This is a genomic window from Gilvimarinus polysaccharolyticus (assembly GCF_001187555.1).
GTDB classification, from domain to species: domain Bacteria; phylum Pseudomonadota; class Gammaproteobacteria; order Pseudomonadales; family Cellvibrionaceae; genus Gilvimarinus; species Gilvimarinus polysaccharolyticus.
The window spans coordinates 421,182-440,346 of record NZ_LFIJ01000001.1; the positions used below are offsets into that span (position 1 = coordinate 421,182).

At 48.3% G+C, this 19,165-nt stretch carries 16 protein-coding genes; 12 read left to right on the top strand and 4 right to left on the bottom strand.

Annotation, left to right across the window (positions count from 1 at the left end):
• Positions 1 to 314: 314 nt before the first annotated feature.
• Positions 315 to 2,180, top strand: coding sequence for a cellulase family glycosylhydrolase (locus tag GILYN3_RS01715; RefSeq protein WP_084005022.1), 1,866 nt, complete (start codon positions 315 to 317; stop codon positions 2,178 to 2,180).
• Between the two features lie 141 nt (positions 2,181 to 2,321).
• On the opposite strand, the gene GILYN3_RS01720 is transcribed toward GILYN3_RS01715, so the two are convergent.
• The gene (locus tag GILYN3_RS01720; RefSeq protein ID WP_049722514.1) at positions 2,322 to 3,230 is read right to left on the bottom strand and encodes a histone deacetylase family protein; all 909 of its coding nucleotides are present in this window, start codon (positions 3,228 to 3,230) and stop codon (positions 2,322 to 2,324) included.
• 47 nt (positions 3,231 to 3,277) lie between these two features.
• Here GILYN3_RS01720 and GILYN3_RS01725 point away from each other — a divergent pair, with 47 nt between their 5' ends.
• Positions 3,278 to 3,514 carry a hypothetical protein gene (locus GILYN3_RS01725; protein WP_049721249.1) on the top strand — a complete coding sequence of 79 codons (237 nt, stop codon included), beginning with the start codon at positions 3,278 to 3,280 and terminating at the stop codon, positions 3,512 to 3,514.
• Here GILYN3_RS01725 and greB read toward each other — a convergent pair.
• Together greB and GILYN3_RS01735 are read right to left on the bottom strand one after the other, a co-directional pair.
• Entirely contained in the window at positions 3,505 to 4,011 is a 507-nt protein-coding gene (gene greB / locus GILYN3_RS01730) for a transcription elongation factor GreB (protein ID WP_049721250.1), read from the bottom strand. The genes GILYN3_RS01725 and greB overlap by 10 nt on opposite strands.
• Positions 4,011 to 5,975, bottom strand: a complete 1,965-nt coding sequence (locus tag GILYN3_RS01735) for a dipeptidyl-peptidase 5 (RefSeq protein WP_049721251.1) — start codon at positions 5,973 to 5,975, stop codon at positions 4,011 to 4,013. Before GILYN3_RS01735 ends, greB begins: the two co-directional genes overlap by 1 nt.
• A 134-nt stretch (positions 5,976 to 6,109) precedes the next feature.
• Here GILYN3_RS01735 and tilS point away from each other — a divergent pair, with 134 nt between their 5' ends.
• From tilS to GILYN3_RS01785, 10 genes are all read left to right on the top strand, one after another.
• Entirely contained in the window at positions 6,110 to 7,474 is a 1,365-nt protein-coding gene (gene tilS / locus GILYN3_RS01740) for a tRNA lysidine(34) synthetase TilS (RefSeq protein WP_049721252.1), read from the top strand.
• Positions 7,475 to 7,680: 206 nt separating this feature from the next.
• On the top strand, positions 7,681 to 9,303 hold the full coding sequence (locus tag GILYN3_RS01745; RefSeq protein WP_049721253.1) for a CTP synthase: 1,623 nt from the start codon (positions 7,681 to 7,683) through the stop codon (positions 9,301 to 9,303).
• 67 nt (positions 9,304 to 9,370) lie between these two features.
• Positions 9,371 to 10,237: a 3-deoxy-8-phosphooctulonate synthase gene (kdsA, locus tag GILYN3_RS01750; protein WP_049721254.1), complete on the top strand. Its 867-nt coding sequence runs from the start codon at positions 9,371 to 9,373 to the stop codon at positions 10,235 to 10,237.
• A 91-nt stretch (positions 10,238 to 10,328) separates the two neighbouring features.
• Positions 10,329 to 11,618 carry a phosphopyruvate hydratase gene (gene eno / locus GILYN3_RS01755; RefSeq protein ID WP_049721255.1) on the top strand — a complete coding sequence of 430 codons (1,290 nt, stop codon included), beginning with the start codon at positions 10,329 to 10,331 and terminating at the stop codon, positions 11,616 to 11,618.
• A gap of 572 nt (positions 11,619 to 12,190) precedes the next feature.
• The gene (locus GILYN3_RS01760) at positions 12,191 to 12,784 is read left to right on the top strand and encodes a hypothetical protein (protein WP_049721256.1); all 594 of its coding nucleotides are present in this window, start codon (positions 12,191 to 12,193) and stop codon (positions 12,782 to 12,784) included.
• A gap of 75 nt (positions 12,785 to 12,859) precedes the next feature.
• Positions 12,860 to 13,135 (top strand): hypothetical protein, encoded by a 276-nt coding sequence (locus GILYN3_RS01765; protein ID WP_049721257.1) that lies wholly within the window; start codon positions 12,860 to 12,862, stop codon positions 13,133 to 13,135.
• A 669-nt stretch (positions 13,136 to 13,804) separates the two neighbouring features.
• Positions 13,805 to 14,254 carry a hypothetical protein gene (locus GILYN3_RS01770; protein WP_049721258.1) on the top strand — a complete coding sequence of 150 codons (450 nt, stop codon included), beginning with the start codon at positions 13,805 to 13,807 and terminating at the stop codon, positions 14,252 to 14,254.
• 471 nt (positions 14,255 to 14,725) lie between these two features.
• Positions 14,726 to 15,856 (top strand): endo-1,4-beta-xylanase, encoded by a 1,131-nt coding sequence (locus GILYN3_RS01775; protein WP_084005024.1) that lies wholly within the window; start codon positions 14,726 to 14,728, stop codon positions 15,854 to 15,856.
• Between the two features lie 18 nt (positions 15,857 to 15,874).
• Positions 15,875 to 16,705: a hypothetical protein gene (locus GILYN3_RS01780; protein WP_049721259.1), complete on the top strand. Its 831-nt coding sequence runs from the start codon at positions 15,875 to 15,877 to the stop codon at positions 16,703 to 16,705.
• 166 nt (positions 16,706 to 16,871) lie between these two features.
• Positions 16,872 to 17,981 (top strand): alpha/beta fold hydrolase, encoded by a 1,110-nt coding sequence (locus GILYN3_RS01785; RefSeq protein WP_049721260.1) that lies wholly within the window; start codon positions 16,872 to 16,874, stop codon positions 17,979 to 17,981.
• Between the two features lie 76 nt (positions 17,982 to 18,057).
• On the opposite strand, the gene GILYN3_RS01790 is transcribed toward GILYN3_RS01785, so the two are convergent.
• Positions 18,058 to 19,128: an aldo/keto reductase gene (locus tag GILYN3_RS01790; RefSeq protein ID WP_049721261.1), complete on the bottom strand. Its 1,071-nt coding sequence runs from the start codon at positions 19,126 to 19,128 to the stop codon at positions 18,058 to 18,060.
• Between the last annotated feature and the right edge of the window lie 37 nt (positions 19,129 to 19,165).

Genomic DNA, 19,165 nt, shown 5'->3' on the forward strand with positions numbered 1-19,165 from the left:
TTTTAATTAAAAATAACGACCTTATATTTTATTTGGTTGGTTGGTCGTTTTGTTATTTTTTCTTGTTAGAAAGTTGACAGCGCTGACATTGTTTTCAATGTTTCTAAAATAATCATTTGGCGCAGAATTTATGGTCACTTAAGGGAGTTTCGTGTTGTCGCATCTATTAACAAGTTAACTTTAGATGACGCGTTTTTTACGGATAAAAGTGACGATAAAAACACCGACCTTGGATGTGCCGGTGTGGTTTGTTGGCGTATGGAACGCCATTTATAAGCAGAGAGATAAGCTTTAATACTAAGGAGAGCAATAAAATGTTTAAAACAAAAAAACGTTATGGTTCGGCTGCAGTTCTGAGCCTTGCGATTGCGGCTATTACACAAGGTGCTTCTGCCCAAAGTGCCAGCTGTAGCTACATAGTTAGTAATGATTGGGGGTCAGGTTTTACTGGCGCCATCAACATTACTAACAATGGTAATACGCCTATTAATGGTTGGGAGGTGAATTGGCAGTACAATAATAATGCCTTGACCAACACATGGAATGCCAACATGAGTGGCAGTAATCCATATACGGCATCTAACTTAAGTTGGAATAGCACCATCCAGCCGGGTCAAACCGTTACTTTTGGTTTCCAAGGAAATACCAATGGTGGTTCGGCCGAAACTCCGGTTGTAACCGGTGATGTGTGTGGTGCAACCTCCTCGTCCAGTTCGTCTAGCAGCTCATCGAGTACGAGTTCATCAAGTTCAAGCTCCTCCAGCAGTTCATCGAGCTCTAGCTCATCGTCGAGTGTTCCCGCAGGAGATGGAACCTTCCGTGTCGATGAGACTGGTAATATCACTAAAAACGGCAGCGTCTTTCCCGTTAAGTGTTCTGCTTGGTTCGGCTTAGAAGGTCAGCATGAGCCACCAACAGCGGCAGATAATCCCGATGGCGCCCCCATGGAGTTGTACGTCGGCAATATGTGGTGGGTGGATTCCGGCCGTGACATTCAGCAAACTATGGATGAGATTACCGCTCAAGGCATTAACACTATCCGCCTGCCAATTGCACCGCAAACCTTGGATCCAACTGATCCACAAGGTATTGGTGATATCCGCCAAGGCGGGGTACTGAAAAATGCAGCATCTGTTCGCCAGCTTAACGCTCGCCAAGCATTAGAAGATTTTATTGTGCAAGCTGATCAAAATGACATCGAAGTTATTGTCGACATTCACTCGTGCTCTAATTATGTGGGCTGGCGTGCGGGCCGTTTAGATGCTACGCCACCTTATGCTGATCGCGATCGTGAAAATTACGATTATACCCGTGAAGGTTACTCGTGCGGCGTGGTTGATGATAACGGTGTTATCGTCCATGAATATAACGAACAAATGTGGCTGGATGACTTGCGTGAAATCGCAGGGTTATCGGCCCAGTTGGGCGTAGATAATATTATGGCCATTGATATCTTTAATGAACCATGGGATTACACTTGGGACGAGTGGAGTACCTTGGCAGAAAATGCTTACACGGCTATCAACGAAGTTAACCAAGATGTATTGGTCATGGTTGAGGGTATTTCTAACCAGACTAAAGATGGCACCCAGGTGCCACATGGCTCTGAAGAAACTAACCCTAACTGGGGCGAAAACCTTTACCCGTTCCAGAATGATCCGCTTAACATTCCTAAAGAGCGTTTGATTTTGTCACCACACGCCTATGGCCCATCTGTGTTTGTGCAAAATCATTTCCTAGATCCATCCGACCCTGAGTGTGACGGTTTGGATGGTGATGCGGCCGGAGATGCAGGTTGTAATATTGTGATTGATCCCGCACGACTTGTACCGGGTTGGGATGAGCACTTTGGCTACCTGCGTGAACAAGGCTATGCCATGATAGTGGGTGAGTTTGGTGGTCACTTGGATTGGCCGGTCGGCGCACCATTGCGAGATCAAAATCGCTGGGGACATATCCAGCCAGGTGTTGATGAGCAATGGCAAGGGGCTTTGGTTGATTACATGGCTGAGAAGAGTATTCAAGCTTGTTACTGGTCGACCAACCCAGAGTCAGGTGATACCGGTGGTTTATATAACCATGCCTATGATCCAGTCTCTAACACCGCCGCGTGGGGCACCTGGAACGGCTTTGAACAACGAAAGTGGAATTTGTTGTTTGAGCTTTGGGGTGAGAACTAAGCTGTTTAGTTAGTCTTAAAGCCGGGCCTTAGTGCCCGGCTTTTTTATACGCCAATAATTATATGAATCACTTTGGTATTTGGTTTTATATTGTGAGTTTTATAGGCGAATGAATAGATGAGTTGGTTGATGATTATTATTTTATTTGTTCCATAAGGCATGTGCTTGCATTACTACCAATGCATGTCGTTTGGCCAATGCTTTTCGATCATCGTCATAGCCCCCGCCGATAACAGTTGCCACTGGAATATTTTTTTCTTTGCACAAGGTAAACACAAGTCTATCGCGCTCACAAATTCCAGCCTCACTAATGTTTAGCAATCCCAGCGGGTCGTGGCTAAAAATATCCACCCCTGCGTCGTAAATGACCAGTTCTGGGCGTTCAGTATCAAGGAGTTTTTTTAAGGTCGTTGCAATAACGGTCAAGTATTCATCGTCGCCGGTGTTAGGGGCTAATGCCACGTCGTAATCACTGTATGCTTTTTGCGTAGGAAAGTTTCTTTCGCAGTGAATTGAACAAGTAATGGCGCGCGGCTCGTCGCTTAATATCGTCGCTGTGCCGTCACCTTGGTGAACGTCGCAATCGAAAATTAAAACCTTGTTGATTTTACCTTGGGCTAATAGAGTTTTTGCGGTAACTGCGAGGTCATTAATAATACAAAATCCCGAGGCGAAATCGTAATGCGCATGGTGTGTGCCGCCGGCCAAATGACACGCGATACCATGATTCAATGCCAAGTGAGCCGTTAATAAAGTCCCGTTGGGTGAAATCAAGGTACGCTTGGCTAATCCCTCGCTCCAAGGCAGCCCCATTCTACGCAACTCTTGGCTGGATTGTGAATTACGGCAAAATCGTTCGATGTAAGCGGGACAGTGGGCGTTGTGGACAATGGTTAAGTTTGCTTGTCCCGGCCTAAAAGTATTGCGTGGTGCTAGTATGCCTTGCTCGGTTAAGTATGCGTTTAATAAGCTAAATTTTTCCATCGGAAACCGGTGACGTCCGGGGAACGGGAAAGAGTAGGCGGGGTGGGTGACAATAGGTATGAGCATTAGCTTATAATAGCGGCGGTGTTTCACCGAGTATACCAGAGGTTAATATGAGAAATTCAAAAGATGCCATTGCCCTGATTAGGGCTGGTAACTGGAGCGCTGCGCACCATTTAGTTCAAGATGGCACAGATGAAATCTCGTGTTTATTACATGCTTACTTACACCGCGAGGAGGGCGATTTAAGTAATGCCAGCTATTGGTATCATCGCGCTGGTGAATCTCTGCCAGACAATACTTTGGCGGAAGAGCTGGCCCGTTTAACGAGCTTAGCCAATCAATCGTAAGGTTTGTATTCGATCGCGCTGATGTAATAGTTTTTTTCGTTGTCGGCGCTGCGCACCATCACTTCATCGTCCACTTGTTTTTTTAACATGGCTTGCGCCAACGGCGAGTCCATGCTGATTTTTCCCTCGTTAATATTAAACTCGTCAGGCCCGACAATTTGGTAGCATCGCTCTACGCCGTCATCATCTTCAAGAGTTACCCAGGCGCCAAACAGGACGCGGCTTTGGTCGCTAGGTAGGCGGTCGACAATGGTAAGAGATTCTAACCGTTTGGTTAAAAAACGCACCCGAGAGTCGATCTCGCGCAGGCGTTTTTTGCCGTATATATAGTCACCATTTTCTGACCGGTCGCCATTTTTAGCCGCCTCGTGTACGACCTCGGTTACTTTGGGGCGCTCGACTTTCCACAGCTCGCGTAGTTCGGCGGTTAACGCGCGGGCACCGGCGGCAGTAATATAGGCCGAACTTTTGGGTCTAGGTGGTCTCCAGCGCCCCATTATCGTTGGGCCTTATGGAGTTGAAGCGTCTGACAATAAAAGTCTAACTCTTTACTGATGGCCGTTTGAATACTATCGGCTGCTCTAAAGCCGTGCCCCTCATTGGCAAAGGTGACGTACTGATTGGCAATGCCTTTATCTGTTAGTGCGGCTACCATGGCTTCGGCCTGGGCGGGCGGCACCATTTTGTCTTTTAGGCCCTGTAAAAAAATCACTGGGCAGTTGAGTTGCTCGATGTGTTGGATGGGCGAGCGGTCTAGGTAGCGTTGTTTGGTGGCGGGATACGGCCCCACCAAAGAGTCTAAATAGCGCGATTCAAATTTGTGGGTGTCTTCGGCCAGCGCGGTTAAATCACCAATACCGTACAAGCTAGCACCGGCGCTGAAGGTGTCGCTAAAGGTGAGAGCGGCGAGTACGGTGTAACCACCGGCGCTTGAGCCGCGAATAATTAATTGCTCGGGGTGGGTGAGTTTTTGCGCAACTAAAAAGTTGGCGCCGGCCACCACGTCTTCGACATCTTTAATGCCCCAGTTAAATTTTAAACTGTCGCGATACGCACGGCCGTAACCGGTGCTGCCACGATAGTTGACATCCAGTACGGCAAAACCACGCGAGCTCCAAAATTGTAATTTGTAATTGAGCGCGCTGCTGGTGGCGCCGGTGGGGCCGCCGTGACAGATAATAATAAGCGGCGGCAGAGTATGTGCGGGCGCGCTAAAGTCGCGGTTGCACGGCGGGTAATAAAAACCGTGGCAAACCCCTGAGCCACTAGGGTAGCTAATAGCCTGTGGCCGAGCTAAATAACCGGGCTCTATTTTGGCCTCTTGCGAGCGTCGTATTAACGTTACAGGCGGTGTGCCTGAGTGTTCAACCGCTTGGGTTGATACATGAAACAGCGCTGGGGCTTGCTGCGCATTGGCGCCAATAAACAACAGGTGATTAGCACTGCTGGCAATACTGCTAATGTCGCTCATGGGGTTTTTAAGTGCGCTAAAATGATAAGCGGTGTGGGTGTCATCAATGCTGATTAATCCCAATTGCCACTCGCCGTTTTGGCTAAAGGTACAAAAGATTTTACGGTTGCCGCAAAAGCCGTAGGTAGACATACCAAACACCCATTGTGGTGTGGCAAATTCGGCCTCCATTGCAACAACCGGCACGGCACCGGCGTCATCGTGCCGGTAAAGGTTCCACCAATTAGAGCGGTCGCTAACATAATAAATGTGATCGGTAGGGCTCCACTGCGGCTGAAAAACCGATTCGCCATCACCGCCGGCAATAACCCGTAGATTTTGCGTTGCGCCTTTGGCGTTTAGCGTGGCTAAGGTTAGCGTGGTGGCATCCCACGGCATGCTCGGGTGTTGCCAGCTGAGCCACAACAGCTGCTCACCCGAGTGGCTGAGGCGTGGATTGCTGTAAAAGTCGGCGCCACTTACCAGTACTTGCACATTTAAGTTGCCGCTTAAATCGATAGCCACTAGCTCGCACTTAGGTTCGCTATGAGATGTGGCAACACCGCTGTGATCTTCGCGCACCGCGATAAGCCGTGCGCGTTTTGCGTCTAGGCAAAAATCGGCATAGCGATAGTCGCCTTTAGGGGTTAGGGCGATTGGCGCGGCGGCGTTATCTTGTTTTACAGCTGCCGGCTTTAACGGTATTTGGTAGACGCGTTGGTCGGCATCAAATACCGCGTATACGGCATCGGTTGTGGCAAGGTATGCGCCGCCGCCATACTCGTTGGCGCGGCTGCGTACACTGGTATTGGCGTCTAGTAGCTCGCGTGCTGTATCGCCTATCTGTTGGTACATCAAAACATTGCGGCCGCCCTCGTCGGGGCGTGACTCTAGCCAGTAAGCAACATCGTTACACAGTTGCGCCTCGCCCAACCTTACTGCATTGGCGGTTAGCGTGGCGGGGGTGATGGGGGAGTTCCAGGTGCCGTAGGCGGCGATTGTTGTATTCATAATGCCTTAACTGTGTTGCTGTGTTTTTTGGGGTGGGCGATAGCCCGCAAACACTAACCATTGTAGCGCCACTGCGCAAGAGACGTTTTGTTACGGTCGCTTTTGCGTTTTAATAGACGGCTACGAGGAGCCCCATGACTTTTACACTCAACTCAACGCATCTTAATGCACTGCAACCTAGCGCTGGCGGCCACTGCTGGGTGGCTTACAGTGGCGGGCTGGACTCTAGTGTGTTGTTGCACTGGCTGGCGCGGCATTGTCCGCAGCTGGCGTTGCGGGCGGTACATGTTAATCACGGCTTGTCGGTTAATGCCGATGCTTGGCAAAGCCTGTGCGAGCAGCAATGCCGTGCGCTGGGTATCTCCTTAAAAGTGGTGACCGTACAGTTAGACTCGGCGGCGGGCAACCTTGAAGCCCACGCCCGCGCCGCGCGCTATAAAGCCTTTCGGCAAGTGTTGGGCATCGGCGACACCTTGGCATTGGCGCATCACCTAGATGACCAAGCCGAAACGTTATTGTATCGGTTGTTGCGCGGCGCCGGTGCTCGCGGTTTAGGTGCCATGGCGCACGAGCGGCGGTTGGGCGCGGCGCGCTTGGTGCGGCCACTGCTTGATGTGAGTCGCGCCGAGCTTGAACAGTATGCGAGCGCGCACGGTTTAGCTTGGGTAAATGACGAATCTAATCGCGATGTGCGTTTTGATCGAAACTATTTGCGCCAGCGGGTGATACCCGTACTGCGTGAGCGTTGGCCGGCGGCGGCGAACTCGTTAGCGGATTCTGCCACCTTAAGCCGGGGTAACGATCAGCTGTTGGCCGAGTACGCGGCAGAAGATCTGGCGCGATTGGCCGAGCGCGCGGTGCCAATGGGCTTTTGCCTGCCCGCCGATGCACTGGCGGCGATGTCTGTGCCGCGGCGATACAACCTATTGCGCTATTGGCTAGAGCAGCGCTTTTTACAGTTGCCCAGCCGCAACGCTTTGGCCGAGATAGACACGCAATTGCTGGGGGCTGCGGCAGTTGGCCACGCCAAGGTGGCTGTGGGGGGCGTTAGCTTGCAGCGCTTTCAGCAAGCGTTGTACGCCTTAAGTGCCAGCCAGCAGTGGCAGCCCAATCAGGGGCCCGCGGGGCACATCGAGCCGAGCATTACTTGGCTCGATATAACCCAAGCATTGGCGTTGCCGGGTGGTGATCACTTGGTTTTACAGCCGGCAACGGGTTTGGGTATTGCCCAGCGCTGGCTGCAAGGCGAGCTTGAGATTCGCTGGCGCCGTGGCGGTGAGCGCTGTCGGCCGGCGGGCCGTGGGCACTCGCAGGCGCTTAAAAAGCTGCTGCAAGAATACCAAGTCCCCCCATGGTTGCGCGCACGAGTGCCGCTTTTATATATAGATGGCGAATTAGTTGCGGTAGGCCATTATTGGGTGTGTCAGGGCTTTACCGCCGCGGTTGGTGAGCCGAGTTGGGCCTGTTGTTGGCAGTGGCCCGACGTTCAGGGCTCATAGGTGCAATATTTCCCACCTTTTGGAACTTCTTTTGATGCTTAGTAATTGAGCTTAAGTACACTTTCTGGTACTCTGGCGCCCCATCTCTAGGGCGGTTCTATACGGTTTTTCTGGGCCTTTTTTGGCCGGTTACGTACAGTTTTGGTCCTGCATCGCCGGCTTTTTGCTGGTTAACCGCATACTGATCAACCTCTACAAGGCTTTACATGACGCGATATATATTCGTTACCGGTGGTGTTGTTTCCTCGCTGGGCAAAGGCATTGCCTCGGCCTCTTTGGCGGCTATTCTGGAATCGCGGGGTTTGGCGGTTACCATTATGAAGCTCGACCCTTACATTAACGTAGATCCGGGCACCATGAGCCCGTTTCAGCACGGCGAGGTGTTTGTCACCGAAGATGGCGCCGAGACTGACTTAGATCTAGGCCATTACGAGCGCTTTATTCGCCCCCGTATGACCCGCCGCAATAACTTTACCACCGGCCGCGTGTACGAGACGGTACTGCGCAAAGAGCGCCGTGGTGATTACTTGGGCGGCACCGTGCAGGTGATTCCGCATATCACCGACGAGATCAAACGCCGTATTTTAGAGGGCGGCCGCGATGTGGATGTGGCACTGGTCGAGATCGGCGGCACCGTGGGTGACATCGAATCGCAACCGTTCCTTGAGGCCGTGCGGCAACTTAAAGTTGAGTTAGGGCCGCAGCGCTCGATGCTGGTGCACCTAACGTTGGTGCCCTACATCGCCACTGCTGGCGAGACGAAAACCAAGCCGACCCAGCACTCTGTAAAAGAGCTGCGCTCTATAGGTTTACAGCCCGAGGTGTTGCTGTGTCGCTCTGAGGTGTCGATCGATGATGACTCGCGCCGCAAAATCTCACTGTTTACCAACGTTGCTATGAACGCCGTGGTTCCGGTACCCGATGCCAACACCATTTACGCGATTCCGCGTTTGTTAAACGAGTTTGGCCTTGACCAAATCGTCGTTGACCAGTTTGGTTTAGATTGCGGCCCGGCCGATTTGTCCGAGTGGGATGCAGTCGTCGATGGCAAGCTTAACCCCGAGCATGAAGTTACCGTTGCTATGGTGGGTAAGTACATGGAATTGCTAGACGCCTATAAGTCGCTTAACGAAGCATTAAGCCACGCCGGCATTCACACTCGCACTCGCGTTAAAATTAATTACATCGATGCCGAGCGCATCGAGCAAGAAGGCGTTGATATTTTAAAAACCGCCGATGCCATTTTGGTGCCGGGCGGCTTTGGTAATCGCGGTGTCGAGGGCAAGCTTGCCGCCGTTCGTTACGCCCGTGAAAACAAAGTGCCGTACTTGGGTATATGTTTGGGTATGCAGTCGGTTGTTATCGAGTTTGCCCGCAACGTGCTGGGCCTTAAAGGCGCCAACAGCACCGAGTTTGATCGCCAGTGTAAAGATCCCGTTATCGGCTTGATTACCGAGTGGGTAGATGAAAGCGGCCGGGTAGAAACCCGCGATGAGCAATCTGACTTAGGCGGCACTATGCGTCTTGGTGCGCAAGAGTGCCGTTTGGTTAAAGACTCAAACGCACGCGAGATTTACGGCGATGACGTAATTGTCGAGCGTCACCGTCACCGCTATGAGGTGAACAACAACTACGTTGATATGCTACAACAAGCGGGCTTGCGTATTGGTGGTTGGTCGTCAGATGACACTTTGGTTGAAGTGGTAGAGATTGCCGATCACCCGTGGTTTGTCGCCTGTCAGTTCCACCCAGAGTTTACCTCCACCCCGCGTGATGGCCACCCGTTGTTTACCAGTTTTGTAGCGGCGGCGCTTAAAACCAAAGGTTAAGTAACCCTCAAGATCACATAATCCCGCACGCCATACGCGTTGCGGGATTTTATTTTAAGGAAACTCTGTGACTGATAAAATTGTTCGGATTGGCGGCGATAAGGCCGGCAATGTCAGCGTTGGCAACAAGCTGCCGTTTGTCTTGTTTGGTGGTATGAATGTACTTGAGTCGCGCGATTTAGCGCTGCGCACCGCCGAGGCCTATGTTGAGGCCACACAAAAACTGGGCATTCCCTACGTTTTTAAAGCCTCGTTCGATAAAGCCAACCGTTCCTCCATCCACTCCTTTCGTGGGCCAGGTATGGAAGAGGGCTTAAAAATCTTTCAAGAGATTAAAAGCACCTTTAACGTCCCAGTGATTACCGACGTGCACGAAATTTATCAGTGTAAGCCTGTGGCTGAAGTTGCCGACGTTATCCAGCTGCCAGCTTTTTTAGCGCGCCAGACCGACCTAGTGCAGGCGATGGCCGAGACCGGCAGCGTGATCAACATTAAAAAGCCACAGTTTTTAAGCCCGGGCCAAATGAAAAACATTTGCGAGAAATTCCGCGAGTGTGGCAACGACAACCTTATTCTGTGTGATCGTGGCAGCAACTTTGGCTACGACAACCTTGTCGTCGATATGCTCGGCTTTAGCACCATGAAAGAAGCCTCGGGCGGCGCGCCGGTTATTTTTGATGTAACCCACTCGCTGCAATGTCGCGATCCGTTTGGTGCCGCCTCTGGTGGTCGTCGTCAACAAGTGGCCGAGTTAGGTCGCGCCGGTATGGCGCTGGGTATTGCGGGTTTGTTTTTAGAAGCTCACCCAGATCCAGACAATGCCAAGTGCGATGGCCCCAGTGCCTTACCGCTAGACAAATTAGAGCCGTTTTTAGCACAAATGCAATCAATTGATGCTTTAGTGAAAGCGATGCCAGTGTTGGATATTAAATAACGCAGCACACACTTTTTTGCGTAACAGTTTTAGTACTTAGTTTATTGATCGTTAACCTAATTTATACCATGACAATTGGAGCCATTTGCCAATGAGCAAGATAGTAGATATTAAAGCCTTTGAAGTGTTAGACAGCCGCGGCAACCCAACCGTTAGCGCCGAAGTTATTCTTGAGTCTGGTGCCGTAGGTTCAGCCTGTGCCCCATCGGGTGCCTCGACCGGCTCGCGCGAAGCACTAGAGTTGCGTGATGGCGACAAATCACGTTACTTAGGTAAAGGCGTATTAAAAGCCGTTGCCAACATCAACGACACCATCAAGCCTTTATTGGTGGGTATGGATGCTATCGATCAGCGCGCGTTGGATAACGCCATGCTCGAAGCCGACGGCACCGAGAACAAATCAAAGCTGGGCGCTAACGCCATTTTGGCGGTATCGCTGGCCGCGGCTAAAGCCGCCGCAATTGCTAAAGGCGTGCCGTTATACGCCCACATTGCCGACATTAACGGCACCCCTGGCAAGTACACCATGCCAGTGCCTATGATGAACATCATCAACGGTGGCGAGCACGCCGACAACAACGTTGATATCCAAGAGTTTATGGTTCAGCCCGTAGGCGCTAAAACGTTTGCCGAGGCGTTGCAAACCGGTGCCGAAATTTTTCATGCACTGAAAAAAGTATTAAACGAAAAAGGCCTGAATACCGCTGTGGGCGACGAAGGTGGCTTTGCGCCTAACCTGCCATCCAACGAAGAAGCCTTGGCCGTTATCGGCACTGCTGTTGCTAACGCCGGCTACAAGTTGGGTGAAGACGTTACCTTGGCGCTCGACTGTGCCGCCTCTGAGTTCTACAAAGATGGCGTATACAACTTGTCTGGTGAAGGCAAAACCTTCAACGCCGAAGGCTTTAGCGATTACTTGGCTGAGCTGACCGAAAAATACCCAATCATCTCCATTGAAGATGGCTTGGACGAAAGCGATTGGGACGGCTGGGCCTACCAAACCAAAATTTTGGGCGATAAAATCCAACTGGTTGGCGACGACTTGTTTGTTACCAACACCAAAATTTTGAAAGAAGGCATCGACAAAAAAATCGCCAACTCGATCCTAATTAAATTCAACCAAATTGGTTCGCTGTCTGAAACTTTGGACGCGATTAAAATGGCACAAGAGGCAGGCTACACAGCTGTTATCTCGCACCGTTCAGGCGAAACCGAAGACACTACCATCGCCGATTTGGCGGTAGCCACCGCTGCCGGTCAAATCAAAACCGGCTCACTGTGCCGCTCAGACCGTGTATCTAAGTACAACCGTCTGTTGCGCATCGAAGCCGAATTGAATGGCACCGCACCTTACAAAGGTCGCGCAGAATTTAAAGCGTAAGTTGCTTTAAATTATAGGTGCGCGCTTTTTACGTGTGCCTTTTTAAAAGCCCCGTGCTGGTGACAGTGCGGGGCTTTTTGGTTTTTGGGGCTTGCCATTTGTGGGGTATTTATTCTTTAGGTGTAAGCGGCTGGAGCGAGGGTAGCTGACGACCGAGATGCCAGGGTGCGTTTCTTGGTCGCTTCTTGCTCGGCGACAAAAAGTAATTAATGATGAGGTAGGAGAGGGGGGCTTTATAAAGGTTATTTGGCATCAGTCTCAAACTGCATCAAATTCAACGGTGAACATGAGATGGCTTACTTTCAGATTCTGAAACCGCAATAATAAATTTGATATTTGGTAAATATTTCAGGGGCTTAAAGGTCAAAATCCACGCTATTTAATAAATATGATACATTGCCGTCTGCTGTTCAAGTTGGCTTCTTTACCTTTCTATAAAAATGCGTCAAAGTTAAGGGAATAATATGAATTACAGTGGATTATGGCGAGTTTCTAAAAGTATTCTAGGTGTTATATATTGCCAGGCGCATTTTTCAACTCGCACATTAATAAGCTGTTAGTTGCAAATAAACATGGATAATCTTTCTGCAATTGAAACAACCCGAAAAAATGGTGATGAACCTTTTGAGTTTAATGGTACATCATTACCAATGGACCTATTGTCGTTTTGGCAGTGGTCATCTTCCGACATTGTTGGCAATGCTATGAGAGGCATCTTAGCTGAATATATTGTGGCATCTTCTGTCGGCATGAATTCTGGCATTAGAACGGAATGGGATGCTTTTGATATAGAAACGCCGGAAGGCATTAAGGTGGAAGTGAAGTCTGGTGCATACGTTCAAAGCTGGGAGCAGAAAAAACACTCAACCATTCAATTCAGCATCCGCCCAACTCAGGGTTGGGATTCTGAATCAAACGAACGAAATATCGAAGTCCGTAGACAGGCTGATGTCTACGTTTTCTGTCTTTTAAAACATAAGGATCAAACCAGTATCAACCCCTTAAATCTAGATCAATGGGTATTCTATGTCTTGCCTACAGGCACACTTAACCAGTCTGTCGGAGCGCAGAAAAGCATTACATTAAATAGTTTGGAGAGCTTAAATCCAAGCAAGGTGAAATATGGTGAGCTACATGCTTCAATCAAAGCAGCAGCTAACAAGTAGCTCCACCGGACAAAATACTCGCTGCGCTCGCATTTTTCCGGTGAGCTAGGCGTTATGGAAACCCAAGGAGATAGGATGACCAAAGAGAATTTAGCTTGGCTACTCATTAGATTTATCGGGGTAGTACTGATAGTTTTTTCCTTATATTTCATTTATCAATTGGCAATATATTTGTTGGTTTATCTTTCAATTGAGCCGTCAGTTACTGTAGGCACTGATGGAGTTAAAACCATACGCCTTCAAAATATTAACTGGACACCATTGACTAACGGTGCTTTCTGCTTAGCTTCCTCTATGTATTTTCTCAAGCGTGGTAGTTTTGTCCATAAATTGCTACTAAATAATGTATAGAAAACGTAATAAGAAATAGTTTTACTGGCTTTTTGAGTGAAACAGTTAAATAGAAAACACCATAAAAAATCACGCCAGGCTCGCAAACTTCGTTTTCTGGACGCATTGTAAGTCGTGCATTTAGCGAATCGCTGTGCGAAGTTTATCGTACATGCGTAACTTACAACGCGCCCCAGCGCTCAACGTTATGTTTCCGTGTTACCCATAATTAGTAGACACTCTGTATAGTTAGATTAATTGATATAGAGCTGAGAGGCGGCTCTATTCAAATTTTCAGTTAAGAGGTTTTAACCGTTCAGAAATAATCACTTAATAATATAAATCAGTTTTTAAGTATATGGTTTTGATGTTTTCTGTGTTTCCTTTTTTGTCATTCAATCCCGTTATCGTTACCGGTTGTTATCATTAATGATTTAATGTTGAAACGATTCGGTTGACTTATTTCTGATGGCTGTGTTTGTCGCAATGTTGTATAATTTAGGCGAGTCACATGAGCCTTGGCATATCTTTCTCGGGCATGGATCTGTCAGAGAATCTTTTTTATTTTTAGTCAAACACTTCTACCGATTCTTAATCTTATTCTTACTGGAGAATAGGTTGCCGTGCTGTGTTTGAATAAACCATGTTAGCTCGTGGTTAATAACTATATTAATAAGGGTACATCCATTCATGATTAAAGTAATTTCTGCAGTAGCCATATTGGCATTAGGGTACTTTTTGTTCTTTAATGAGTCGTCGCCTAAGACTATATATTTTCATGGAATGGAATATGGCCCAAAACAACTTGATAGATCAAATGATAGCAATAGTAAAATTTTTAAATATTACAGCCAGTCGGTTTCCAATAGGGACTATATATCAATACTGCACCCCGATTCGGGTACTGGTAGTTTAAGTGAATGGTCCGATATGTTCTCTACACACTTTGAGCGGCAAGGTTTTAAGTTTTCTAATGTGGGTGGAAACAAGGTGGGCGTGAAAAATACAGTAAAAATATTTATGATGAATTCACATAAATATAATGTAGTTTTTATGTATGTTCTGGAAGACATTAAAACATCTGACCATCTGGATCAAAGAAATCTCTTTAGGCACTTAGATGCTATTGTTTTAGACTGATAAAGTCATAAAGTCGAGTGTGTGCATCGTGTAAATAGTGCCACGCTCGGCTTTGCATCTGTCACCGCATTTGTTGTTATAAAAGTTTCCTCAGTAAGTTCAAGTAGCCCTTATTTTAATTCCCCCGCTTTAATAAACACTCTAAATCTCTTTTTGGCTGTTGAAACGTTTAGTCTATTATTCATGGTCAGTAGGCTGTCTATCATTGCTTACAATTCTTTATAGTGAGTGGACGTTATTGCCAATATTTGGGCTTTGTTGCCGTGCCGGCAATGTTTTGGCAGCGTGTTGCCTGAGTATTAAGGGTGAGCTTTAGCAAGACGCGGTTAGATGGCGTTGAGATAATGAAGCTGTGCTAGCTAAGGGTAATATTGTCGAGAGTTAAATCTATATCGCCATTAATGGTCTTATTGACTATATGGTGGTTCGGATATAAGCTGCTAAAAATTAACTTCATTAGGGGGGCGTGTAATGAGAATTCAGCTTGCTACAACTAAATTGGTTTTATCGGTACTGCTGCTGGGGGGCTGTGCGGCTTATGATAATCAATCAACGCAAAACACCACTTTTAAATCTGCCTTTGCAGATGATTTTTTGATTGGCACCGCTGTTAGTGAGCGGCAGGTTATGACTAATGAGAAAACTCGAGCATTTGTTGCCGAGCAGTTTAGTGCGCTTACTGCCGAGAATTCGATGAAGTGGGAGAGTTTACAGCCGCAAGAAGGGGAGTTTAATTGGCGCGTAGCGGATGAGTTGGTGGCGTTTAGCGAGGCTCATGGAATACACGTAACTGGGCACACACTTTTATGGCACCAGCAAGTGCCTGAATGGGTGTTTGAAGGTGCCGACGGCGAGCCGGCATCGCGTAGCTTGTTATTGAATCGCTTGCGCCAGCACATACACTCTGTTATTGGGCGCTACAAAGGGCGTATACCGTCGTGGGATGTGGTTAATGAAGCGCTTAACGAAGATGGGAGTATGCGTGAATCCCAGTGGTACAAGCTTATTGGCCCAGATTATTTAGTCCATGCGTTTAAATTTGCCCATGAGGCCGATCCTGAGGCAAAGCTTTATTACAATGATTACAACCTGTTTAAACCTGAGAAACGAAACGGAGCCGTTAAGCTTGTGCGTGACATTCAGCAAGCGGGAGCGCCGGTTCACGGAATTGGCTTGCAGGCGCACTATGGGGTTGGTTACCCAGAAGATCTGACTCAAATAGAAGATTCGATTATTGCTTTTGGTGAGCTGGGTGAGGTTCTAATTACCGAGCTGGATGTTTCTGTACTGCCGTTTCCGGATGAGGAGCAGCAAGGCGCTGATATTAGCTTAAATATGGCGTTATCGGATCAGCTTAATCCCTATGTGGATGGCGTGCCGGAGCAAGATCTGAAGAAGTTTAACGATCATTACGTGTCTTTGTTTAAAATTTTTCTGGATCATAAAGACAAAATTAGCCGCGTGACTTTCTGGGGTGTTGATGATGCCCAAAGCTGGCGTAATAATTGGCCTATGTCGGGGCGCACCGATTATCCACTGCTGGTAGATCGCAAGCAGGTGCTTAAGCCTGTGACTGAAACAATATTCTCTTTAGCCCAATAAATTTGACGAGTAGCTCTTATGAAATACGTATATGCTTTTGTTTTATTGTTAATGTCATGCTCTATTTTAGCCGCTGAAAAAAGCGACTTTAATATCGAGAAAGATTTTGTCTTGCTGCAATTTGACAGCAAAACAGATGTGGATGACCTGCATACGATAGCAGCGGTTGCGACACTTTTTAGTCTGCAACCGTTTGAGTCTATCCGTTATCGTGCCGTAGCAGGTACGTATGGCGATCAAGAAGGGCTTTATGTGCCTTCTCCCAAGTTGTTTGATATGGCGTTCTCTGACAATTGGTCTGATTATCACAATCAACCCGATGCGGCGCTAAGTGATGTTGTTACTGCGGTGGTGAGCCATTTGGACAGTGGTGCGAACATTTGGGTGGTAGAGGCGGGGCAGTCAAACTTTACCGCGCGCTGGGTAAAAGAGGTTGCTAACGTTCGCTCTGACGTGGATCTTGCCGAGCGTATCCATGTGGTACAACACAGTGATTGGAATGAACAGCAGACTAACCCTAAAGACCTTGCTTACGTTAAAGCTACCGTAAATTATCAGAGAATTCCCGATGGTAATGCTACAGGTAATGGCTCTCCTGGCTTTAAGACGTTTGATATACTGACACTTAGCCGTTATGCCTTGGCACCTAATGTGCTCAAGATATGGGAGCGAGCGGTAATACTGGGTGACCATTACAACGGCTTGGATGGGCGTTATGAAAATGATGCGGTGTTGGCGCAAGGCTTAGATTTCTCGGACACTGTGGAGCTTTGCTGGATACTGGGTTTGAATGACTTGTCGGATGCGAAAGAATTTTTTGAATATGCTCGGAAGAATACTAAACCTTAAAAACGGCTAAAGGCTCTGTCGATAAGGACTCTATCGATAGAGCCTGTGCTTTGCGTGTCATATAAATGGCTGGTGATTACCAAAACTAGAGGTGTATAGTTGCAGTGCCGCAATTGAATGAGCATTGATTGCGGCCACTTTAAAAGGACTTGCTCAGGAGGTTTGATTGGTTAGATTGCCGAAAGCGTTTGGTTGCGTATTAAATAAAACGGCCAGCACGTTAAGCCTAATAAAATCCAGTATCCTCTGTTTGTGGCTGGTGGTGTTATGTCTTCTGGTTGGTTGTGAACCCTCATCTGCCCGGCAACAGGCGGTCGATAAGTACTCTACAGGAAATCATCCAAGCCAATACGCCGAGCTAGTAACCAAGGATGCAGACACTCTTGATACTAAGCAGTTATACAATCGCGCCCTGACACTTTGGGGCGAAGATTATACCGAGCTTGGTATTCCCACATCGTACGGTGTGGCGCAGGTGGTTGTGTCTGGCCCCGCCGATGGCTACCCACTTGTGCTACTGCATGGTATGAATACCAACTCCACCATGTGGTACCCCAATGCTGCTGGGCTTGCTCGTCATTACCAAATTTACGCTATTGATTACCTCTTAGGGCCTGGAAAATCTGAGCCTAACGAGACGGTTGATGATGTTGCTCAAGTGTTGGCTTGGTACAGTGAGGTGTTCGACCAGCTTGAGCTGAATCAATTTGCCTTGGCGGGAGCCTCGCAAGGTGGGTGGTTTGCAACACAAATTGCACTTGATCAGCCATCTAGAGTGAGCCACTTAGTGTTGCTTAGTGCGGCGCAGACTTTTAGTTGGATCGACCCCAGTGTGGATCTGCTAAAAAACATGTACTTTGCGCTTAACCCGGAACGAAGTGGGCTTAGAGAAATGCTGCAAACCATGTCGGTGAATGTCGACAATATTGACCAGCTGTATATCGATCAGTTTTATCGCTATTCATCCAGTAATACGTCGTTACCAAAACTACTGATAGAGATGAAACCGTTTGATGATGAAACGCTGGCTAAGTTGAATATGCCAACCTTAGTGCTGATTGGCGATCAGGATATTATTAATTCACCGGACAGTCTTGAGCGAGCAAGGCAGCTTTTGCCCTGTGTTAAAACCGCTATTGTTGCCGATGCAGGTCACTTTGTGAATGTCGATAATGCTGAGAGGGTCAATAAAGAGATTCATCGTTTTATTGGTTCTAACGGGGGCGAGAGCGATGGTTGTAACCTCCCAAGTATTAAAAGAAATCAGAGCCATTAATCTTTCACTCTTCACTACAACTTCTAAAAAATTAACGGTTCAAAGCCTGGAAAGTCCAGCCTGACAGTTAAGGCCTTTACGGATTCATATGGGCGCGATACTCACCTTGTCTTTCGATCATCCAGCCAGGGTACTCGGCCGCTAACCGACTGACCTTATCCAGCGCGATTAGCTCATCTTCAGTTAGACGAATACGCGCGGCGTTAATATTATCCAGCAGTTGTTCTGGCCGTTTGGCGCCGATGATCACGCTGCTGACGGCGCGTTGTTGTAGCAACCAGGCTAAGGCCACTTGGGCGACGCTTACGGGTTTGCCGTCGAGCGTTTTACCCGTGGCTATCTCGCGCATGGTGGCGATGACTTGACTGCCGCGTGCGCGATTTACCGGAGGAAAGTCAAACTGGGTACGGCGGTTTTCTGCCGAGGCATCGGGGCCTTCGTATTTGCCGGATAAATACCCTCCCGCCAGCGGGCTCCAAACCATTAAGCCGATATCTTCGGACTGCAGCATAGGAATAACCTCGCGCTCTAGATCGCGCCCTACTAATGTGTAATAAGCTTGCAGCGATACGATAGGGCAAAGCCGGCGAACCGCTGCAATGCCTACCGCTTTAACCACTTGCCAAGCGGCCCAGTTGGAGAGGCCAATATGGTGGATGTGGCCTTGTTGCACCAAGGTGTTCAGCGCTTCGAGTGTTTCGGTTATGGGGGTTGCAGGGTCAAACCCGTGTATTTGATAAAGATCGATATAGTCGGTTTGCAATCGTTTAAGGCTAGCTTTGCACTGGTTAATAATATGTCCGCGCGATGCTCCGCGATGATTTGGCCCTGGGCCCATTGGGGCTAACACTTTGGTGGCGAGCACGATGTCCTCGCGCGGGATATTAAGATTTTTTAGGGTTTGGCCGAGAATTTTCTCGCTGTTGCCACCGCCATACACATTAGCGGTGTCGATAAAGTTAATACCGTGTGCCAAGGCTAACTCGACCAGCTCGTCGGCATCGCGCTGTTGCAACTTGCCGATTTTTCCCCACATGTCATCGCCACCGCCAAAGGTCATAGTGCCAAGGCAAAATTCGGATACAAACAAGCCCGAGCCACCTAAGGTGCGCATAGTGAGTAGAGCGTTTTGTGATGCTGTTGCCATTGGGGCTACCTCGCAATAGTGATGAATACCGTTTTGG